A 7,026-nucleotide genomic window follows, 5' to 3' on the forward strand; every position below is an offset into this window, starting at 1 on the left:
CCGCAGGCTGATGTTAACTTTACCGAAAACGGCTGTTGGGAACGTGGAGCCTGCTTCACTGCAGCCTCTGGATTAAGGGCAAGCGTACAGTGAAGCTGCTGCCTTTGCCTAATTTACTCTCGACTTGAATGCTGCCACGATGCGACTGCGCGATCGCCTTAGCAATGGCTAACCCCAATCCGGCTCCGCCCGTATGCCGCGAGCGATCGCGGCTGACTCGATAGAAGCGATCAAACAGATGTGCCTGGTCTGCGGCCGCAATGCCAATACCCGTATCTTGCACTTGCACAAGAGCATGTTGGTCATCTTGTGCCAATGTAACAGTGACTTTTCCACCTTCAGGCGTGTATTGCAGGGCATTAGCGACCAGATTGGCAAACAGGCGCACCAGTTGGTTTTCGTCGCCAGTCACATAGAGGGGTGCTTTGGTTTGCAGTTGCGTGGTGAGTTGGAGCGGTGCGGCAATTTCTAGCACAGACAAGCTTTCGACAACATCCAGGATCAGGTCATTCAGGCAACAAGAGGGTTGCGACTTAGCCGTTTGCTGACTGGATGTTTCGGTGGAGACTTCTAACCGGGACAGTAGCAGTAAATCCTGTGTTAGTTGTACCAGGCGTTGATTTTGACGCTCGACTCCGGCTAAGGCTGCTTTGGCTTCGGCTTCAGTCAGCAGGCTCTCATCACGAGTGGATTCGACGATCGCTCGGATAGCAGCCAGGGGCGTGCGTAACTCATGAGCCGCATCAGCAGTAAATTGCTGCATCTTCTCGTAGGAGCGATAAATGGGTTTCATTGCCAGTCCGGCTAAACTCCAACTGGTAACTGCAACGAGCAGCATGGCAACGGGTAAGCCTGCCAACATGGTGACGCGCAGGAATGAAAGGTGATCATCAAACTCTTTGAGCGATCGCCCGACTTGCATATAACCCCAGGGCTGACCGCCCTCGTTTTTCAATAGCAACGAGAGTTGCTGATAGCGATCGCCCTCCTGGTCTTGCAGGGTTTGCAACAGGTGATCGGCTAACTCTACAGAGAGCCCCCTTGGCACTTGCCCAGCGGTTGCCAACAGGGTTCCTTGTTGGTCAAAAAAGCGGATGTAGTAGCCACTTTGTTGAAAAGCATTGAGGGTATGCCTTCCCAACTCCTCGGATAGTATTGAGCAGTGCTGCTTTGCGAGACAGAGATTGGGTAGAACGGTCTGAACAGAGACTTCCAGGCGACCGGGTTGCTTCAGTTTTGGCTCCAGACTGTCATGGAGGGTGCCTGAGATCGACTGGAGTTCTTGATGCACGGCATCCCAGTGGGAATGAGCCACCATCTGGTAGGTGGTGAAGCCTGTCAGACCCAGGATGCTACCCATCACCATCGCATACCAGCCAGCGAGTTGAAAGCGGGTTTGATTAAAGAGCTTATTGCGGTGCATCAGCGTCGTTAAACCGATAGCCCATGCCGTGAACGGTTTCAATGAGTTTGTCATACCCCACTTCTGCCAGTTTACGCCGCAGTAGCCGAATTTGGGCTGCCACCGCATTGCTGGTGGGTTCTGTACCAACTTCCCAGAGTTGATTGACGAGTTGTTCACTGGTCAGTACCTGCCCAGGACGCTGCATGAAGTATGCCAGGACTTGAAACTCTTTTGCCGTCAGCGAAATGGACTGCTGGCGGCTTTCTTGGTGACAAAAAACGGTGTGTTTGCCATAATCGAGCGTCAGGTTGCCGACTTGGAGTTGTTGGGGTTGAATCTGGGGCGATCGCCGATGGAGCGCGCGAATGCGTGCCAGCAGTTCTGCCATACCGAAGGGTTTGACCAAATAATCATCGGCTCCAGCATCCAGTCCGATCACCCGATCCTCAATGCGATCTTTAGCCGTCAAAATTAAGATGGGTAACGCTGCCTTCCGGTTTCTTAAGCGCTGGCACAATTCAATCCCAGACAAGCCGGGTAACATCCAATCGAAGATGACGAGGGAGTAGTGAACCCATTGCTGGTCGAGATAGTCCCAGGCTTCTGAGCCGTCTTGCACCCAATCGACCAGATACTGCTCACGCTTTAGGACGCGCTGAATCGCCGCTCCTAGATCCGGTTCATCTTCAACCAACAAAATCCGCATTGTCTTTGAAACACCCCTTAGCAGCGACGTTGAAGCGGGTCCAATCCATCCATTATGTCAGCGACGACATCTTAAGCTTGCATCTCCACAATCCCCCATCATGCCTGGATCGACACGATCGAGCACATGGCAGTGATACACCGTGTGGATGACCACGATCAACCAGCTTTAATCCATCTTGGGGTCATGGCGATAGCCCAACAGGTGACGCTGAGCCAGAGAGAGGATTAAGGATGGAAGCATGATCCACTGAAGCACCGCTAAAAAACTCATGCCCAGCAACGGTACAGCGAAAACCGGAACACCATAGGTTTGCGATACATTCACGCGATAGGTTTCGATCGCCAGCGTGATTAAAAGACCCAGGCTGGTAAACAGCAACGTTAAGCGTCGAGTGGGATGGAGTATCCAATGACGGGAGCGGGCGATCGCGCTCACAACCCAATGGCAAACTAAAATAATCACGGCATCCCCAACGCTGCAATGGGTCAAGTCACGAATCTTGTCTGCCAGCGTGTGGCTGTTGTAGAAGCTGTAGTAGGGAGCCTGCCAAACTTCGTAAACAAAGTTCAGCAGAAAGGCAAACAGAAAGAGACAGGCTTCTGGTGCTGCGACGATGTGGATCAATGGCTGAATAAACGGCTTTCTGCCCATGTTTTAGGACCTTGATGTGTCTCTGGGCAGAGTGCGCCCCCAGGGTAAAAAAGCTGGAGTGCTTTCGGCATAACGAGCATACGCTGCACCAAAGTCTTTCAACGCCTCCTGTTCTTCCTGGTCGCCTTGGGGTGAAGGTCTAGTGTTACCAGGCCTTTTGCCATTGCTGCATTTGCTTGATTTCAGCCGTCTGGCTTTTAAGGATGGACTGCGCCAGAGTACGAATTTCAGGACGCGTTTTCTGGTTCTGCACCATCTGAGCCATATGCACTGCCATCTGATGGTGGGGAATCATCTGACGGAGAAATTCTTTGTCGAAGTCTGGGGCATTCTTGAGAGCGGTCAGATCAGTCCGCATCATGCCATTCCGGGTCATCATGCCCTGTCCCATGCCTTGCTGGTTTCCCATCATGCCAGAACCACCCATCATGCCCTGTCCCGTGCCTTGTTGGCTGCCCATCATGCCTTGATTTCCCATCATGCCAGAACCATTCATCATGGCGGTGGCAGGCACCTCTTTGCCATACCAGGCTTTGTACCAACCCCGCATTTGCTGAATCTCGCGGGTCTGATCTCGCTTGATCGCGACCGCTAACGTTTTAAGCTCAGGATGTTTGGCACGGGCCAATGCCAGGTTCGCCATCTCTACCGCATCCTGATGATGGGGAATCATCATTTCGATGAAATGTTGAGCGGATGGAGCCATCATGCCGCTCTGGGGTGGCGGGGCTGGCTGATCGGCATTAGGTGACTGAGCCTGAGTGCGGTTGACTAGCAGTGTGCCTGTCAAAGCACCGATCGCTAGTAGTCCTGTAAGACTATAAAGGGGACTCTTTTTGTTCATGACTTTTTTAACCGATTCCTATTTATTTTTTGGTTATTGGTTGATCTAAAATCGAGTGATTCTAATCCTTAGAATAGGACTTTCTGCCTATAGTAAGAAGCATCTAAGGTATGATCACTATTGACTAAAATACCCCCTCTATTTTCAGGCTTTCATAGTGAGATGAAATCAGGATGAAAGACTTCAGATTAGAGAAGAGTTGTAATCTTTCTCAATGCTTTTAAGGGGCTTGTCGCGATCAAACTCAATAGACTGAGAGCGTCGTCCGGTCTTTGTCCTTAGCTTTGCAAGGGATCGTGCTTCAGCAACAGAGATTGGGCGTTGCTGAATCCTGGGATGAAGCAATCTATATGCCTCACCCTAGCCCTCTCCCAAAAGGAGAGGGAACAAGCGTTCTGGCTCCCTTCTTCCTGGGGAGAAGGGTCGGGGATGAGGGTAATTCATCCCGCAATTCAGCAACCGAGATTGCAAGTTAAGCCAATTTCACTCGGCGTAGAGTCATCGCGTTAATGGAGACAATGACAGTAGACAAACTCATGAACAAGGCACCGATCGCGGGGTCTAGCAGTAGCCCCAAGGAATAGGCAACGCCTGCTGCTAGAGGAATGGCAATCACGTTATAGCCAGTTGCCCACAGCAGGTTTTGAATCATTTTGGAGTAGGTGGCTTTGCCCAGTTTCAGAGCGCGGGCAACATCCAGCGGATCGTTTTCAATCAGCACCAGATCGGCAGACTCGATCGCCACATTGGTGCCCGCGCCGATCGCCACACCCAAATCAGCTTCCAGCAGTGCCGGAGCATCATTGATACCATCCCCCACAAAGACTGTAGGAGCCTCCTTTTTGAGCGATCGCACGATCGAGGCTTTGTCCTGGGGCAGCACCCGCGCATAGTAACGCTGAATGCCCAGAGCATTGGCGACCGTTTTGGCAACCGCTTCCGCATCGCCCGTAATCATCACGGACTGTACGCCTGCGTCCTGCAACTGATGGATTGCTTGGCGGGCACTCTCACGCACCTGATCTGCCAGGGCAAACAATGCCAAAACGTGCGTTTGATCCATCAAAGCAATGACACTTTCCCCACGCGCTTCCGCCGCTTCCAGCCCTTGCTTCAGGTTGTCGGCACATTGAACTCCTAATTCTTGAATCCATTCCGGTCGTCCGACAAAGTAGGTCGTTTCGCGAACCAGACCGGAAATTCCTTTGCCTGCGATCGCCTGAAAGTCTGTTGCGGCTAAACGCGGTACGCCTTTTGTTTCGGCATCTCTGACAATGGCCTGCCCCAATGGATGCTCTGAGAGCGTTTCCAGCGCAGCGGCGATCGCCAGTGCCTCCTGGTCGTTCATCCCATCGGTATAAACGGTTTGCACCCCAAACTTACCTTCCGTTAGGGTGCCAGTCTTGTCGAAAGCAACGATTTTGATATCCTTGGCGCGTTCAAAGGCTTCTCGATTGCGCACCAGAATGCCATTTTTGGCTGCCATTGCCGTAGCATTCACAATCACCAGGGGAATCGCCAAGCCCAGCGCATGCGGGCACGTAATGACCAACACCGTCACCGCCCGATTAATCGCAAACGTGATGTCCTTCAACGGCAGCCAGATGACAAAGGTCAGCGTGCCCACGCCAATGGCAATCAACGTCAGCCAGTAGGCAACCTGATCCGCCAGCACTTGATATTGGCTGCGGGAATTCTGCGCTTCCTGTACGAGCCGCATGATTTGGCTGAGGGTGGTTTGCTCGCCCGTCCGAGTCACCGTTACCTTTAAGGCACCTTCTCCATTCACGGCTCCCGCAATCACTTCATCGCCTACCTGCTTGGTGACTGGGCGTGATTCTCCTGTGAGAAACGCCTCATTCACGCTGGAGGCTCCGTTTGCCACCTGACCATCAATGGGGATTTGCTCGCCCGGACGGATGAGAATGCGGTCATTGGACTGGAGTGCTTGAATGGCGATATCCTCCACGCGATCGCCCACCAGGCGATGAGCCACAGACGGCACCAGTTTTGCCAGATGTTCCAACGCTCGACTGGCTCCCTGCACCGATGCCATCTCAATCCAGTGCCCTAGCAGCATGATGTCAATTAGGGTCGCCAGTTCCCAGTAGAAGGGCATGCCCTGCAATCCCAGCGACACCGCCAAACTGTAGACAAAGGAGACCGTGATCGCCAGCGACACCAGCGTCATCATGCCAATTTTGCTATGCCACTCGCGCCATGCACCGACGAAAAAGATCCAACCGCCATAGAAGTAAATGACGATCGCCAGCAGCGGTCCAATCCACGTTGAGCCAGGAAACTGAATCGCCTGATAGCGAAACCAGATCTGAAACATGGGCTCGAAATAGAGGATCGGCACAGTCAGCGCTAGACAGATGAAAAACAGCCGCTTGAACATTTCCGGATTATGTCCGGCGTGTTTATCGTGTCCAGCGTGTCCGTGCTGTTCTGTCGCTATATGCTGTGCAGAATGGTGCTGATGCTGCCCGTGATAATTGTGGCTAGAAGGTTCGACAGGCGTTGCATGATTGTGCTGTTCCATGTCAGTTGCCTCTGAAAGAGATGAACTGGAACGGGTGATAAATGATAAACGATCGCGTATCAAGACCTGTGTGCTTTGATGACGCGATCGCCCTGTAAGGAGTCAACTGTGAATGACCGATGCCATAAACCACTCACCGAGAAGCGCTACCTTCGAGAGTAGATCACCACGATGAAATCACGATGAAATCTAGAGCAGCGATCCCAATAAGGTTTGTAACAGCAGTCCACTCGCTAAGGCACGCGGATTTAATCAGGTGCAATTCTTGCTGTAGGGACGTGATATGGAACGTCCCTTGTCGCTTCAGCGGTCGGTAACCGGTCGTCCCTAAGGGGCATCCAACACGGCTCTGTTGCTTGGGTGCCTGTATTTTTAAGAAGCGCGTGGCCATCCAGTTCGCCCCAGGGACACTGTTTGGTAGCGTTTGGCGCCATGCGCATAGGCCCATGAGGCCAACTCGAAGGCTCGCTAGAGCGCGCGATCGCGCCTGTGCAAGGACGCGTTGTCAAAGGGCCACCCAAAGCGACCGCCGCCGAAACGCTGTTTGGAGAAAAAACAGGGGTTGGTATTGATGTTTGTCCCGCCCGTTTGGATGTGTACCTGCGGCCCCAAGGGCCAACCTTAAAAGTGCCCCCCACCGAAGCTGGCGTCCGCACCCTGCTGGGGCAACGCCAACCAACGCCACCCCCTCGGGTCGTGGCCGCAGCGACGGGTGGCTGGGACGAACTGGAGGGTGCGGCAAAGCAGCGGCGCTCGCGGGCGGCGCCAACGGTGCGTGCTGACAGCGAAGACCATCTCCAGGCGTTGGCGCCACGTCTGGACGCCTTGAAGCCGCAGATGCAAGCCCTCGCTCACCAGCAAGCGGATTGGCA

5 protein-coding genes and 1 pseudogene are annotated in these 7,026 nt (G+C 53.3%); 1 reads left to right on the forward strand and 5 read right to left on the reverse strand.

Annotated elements, in window-relative coordinates; translation table 11 throughout:
- Positions 1-55: 55 nt before the first annotated feature.
- The 5 genes from rppB to C7B82_RS25105 form a co-directional block, all read right to left on the reverse strand.
- Positions 56-1,477: a two-component system sensor histidine kinase RppB gene (gene rppB / locus C7B82_RS25085; protein WP_245940083.1), complete on the reverse strand. Its 1,422-nt coding sequence runs from the start codon at positions 1,475-1,477 to the stop codon at positions 56-58.
- On the reverse strand, positions 1,410-2,111 hold the full coding sequence (gene rppA / locus C7B82_RS25090) for a two-component system response regulator RppA (protein ID WP_106259496.1): 702 nt from the start codon (positions 2,109-2,111) through the stop codon (positions 1,410-1,412). The genes rppB and rppA overlap by 68 nt, the downstream gene beginning before the upstream one ends.
- Before the next feature lie 168 nt (positions 2,112-2,279).
- Entirely contained in the window at positions 2,280-2,765 is a 486-nt protein-coding gene (locus C7B82_RS25095) for a hypothetical protein (RefSeq protein WP_106259497.1), read from the reverse strand.
- Positions 2,766-2,910: 145 nt separating this feature from the next.
- Positions 2,911-3,609 (reverse strand): DUF305 domain-containing protein, encoded by a 699-nt coding sequence (locus tag C7B82_RS25100; RefSeq protein ID WP_106259498.1) that lies wholly within the window; start codon positions 3,607-3,609, stop codon positions 2,911-2,913.
- Positions 3,610-4,081: 472 nt separating this feature from the next.
- On the reverse strand, positions 4,082-6,154 hold the full coding sequence (locus C7B82_RS25105; protein WP_245940084.1) for a heavy metal translocating P-type ATPase: 2,073 nt from the start codon (positions 6,152-6,154) through the stop codon (positions 4,082-4,084).
- 489 nt (positions 6,155-6,643) lie between these two features.
- On the opposite strand from C7B82_RS25105, the pseudogene C7B82_RS25110 reads away from it, so the two are divergent.
- Positions 6,644-7,026 (forward strand): annotated as a pseudogene (locus C7B82_RS25110) (phasin family protein); the annotation flags it as partial.

The organism is Stenomitos frigidus ULC18, from assembly GCF_003003795.1.
GTDB classification, from domain to species: domain Bacteria; phylum Cyanobacteriota; class Cyanobacteriia; order Leptolyngbyales; family Leptolyngbyaceae; genus Stenomitos; species Stenomitos frigidus_A.

Bases quoted from the DNA above. Each gene is read 5' to 3' on its own strand.
- rppB (WP_245940083.1), bottom strand. From the start codon at position 1,477: ATGACAAACTCATTGAAACCGTTCACGGCATGGGCTATCGGTTTAACG.
- rppA (WP_106259496.1), bottom strand. From the start codon at position 2,111: ATGCGGATTTTGTTGGTTGAAGATGAACCGGATCTAGGAGCGGCGATT.
- C7B82_RS25095 (WP_106259497.1), bottom strand. From the start codon at position 2,765: ATGGGCAGAAAGCCGTTTATTCAGCCATTGATCCACATCGTCGCAGCA.
- C7B82_RS25100 (WP_106259498.1), bottom strand. From the start codon at position 3,609: ATGAACAAAAAGAGTCCCCTTTATAGTCTTACAGGACTACTAGCGATC.
- C7B82_RS25105 (WP_245940084.1), bottom strand. From the start codon at position 6,154: ATGGAACAGCACAATCATGCAACGCCTGTCGAACCTTCTAGCCACAAT.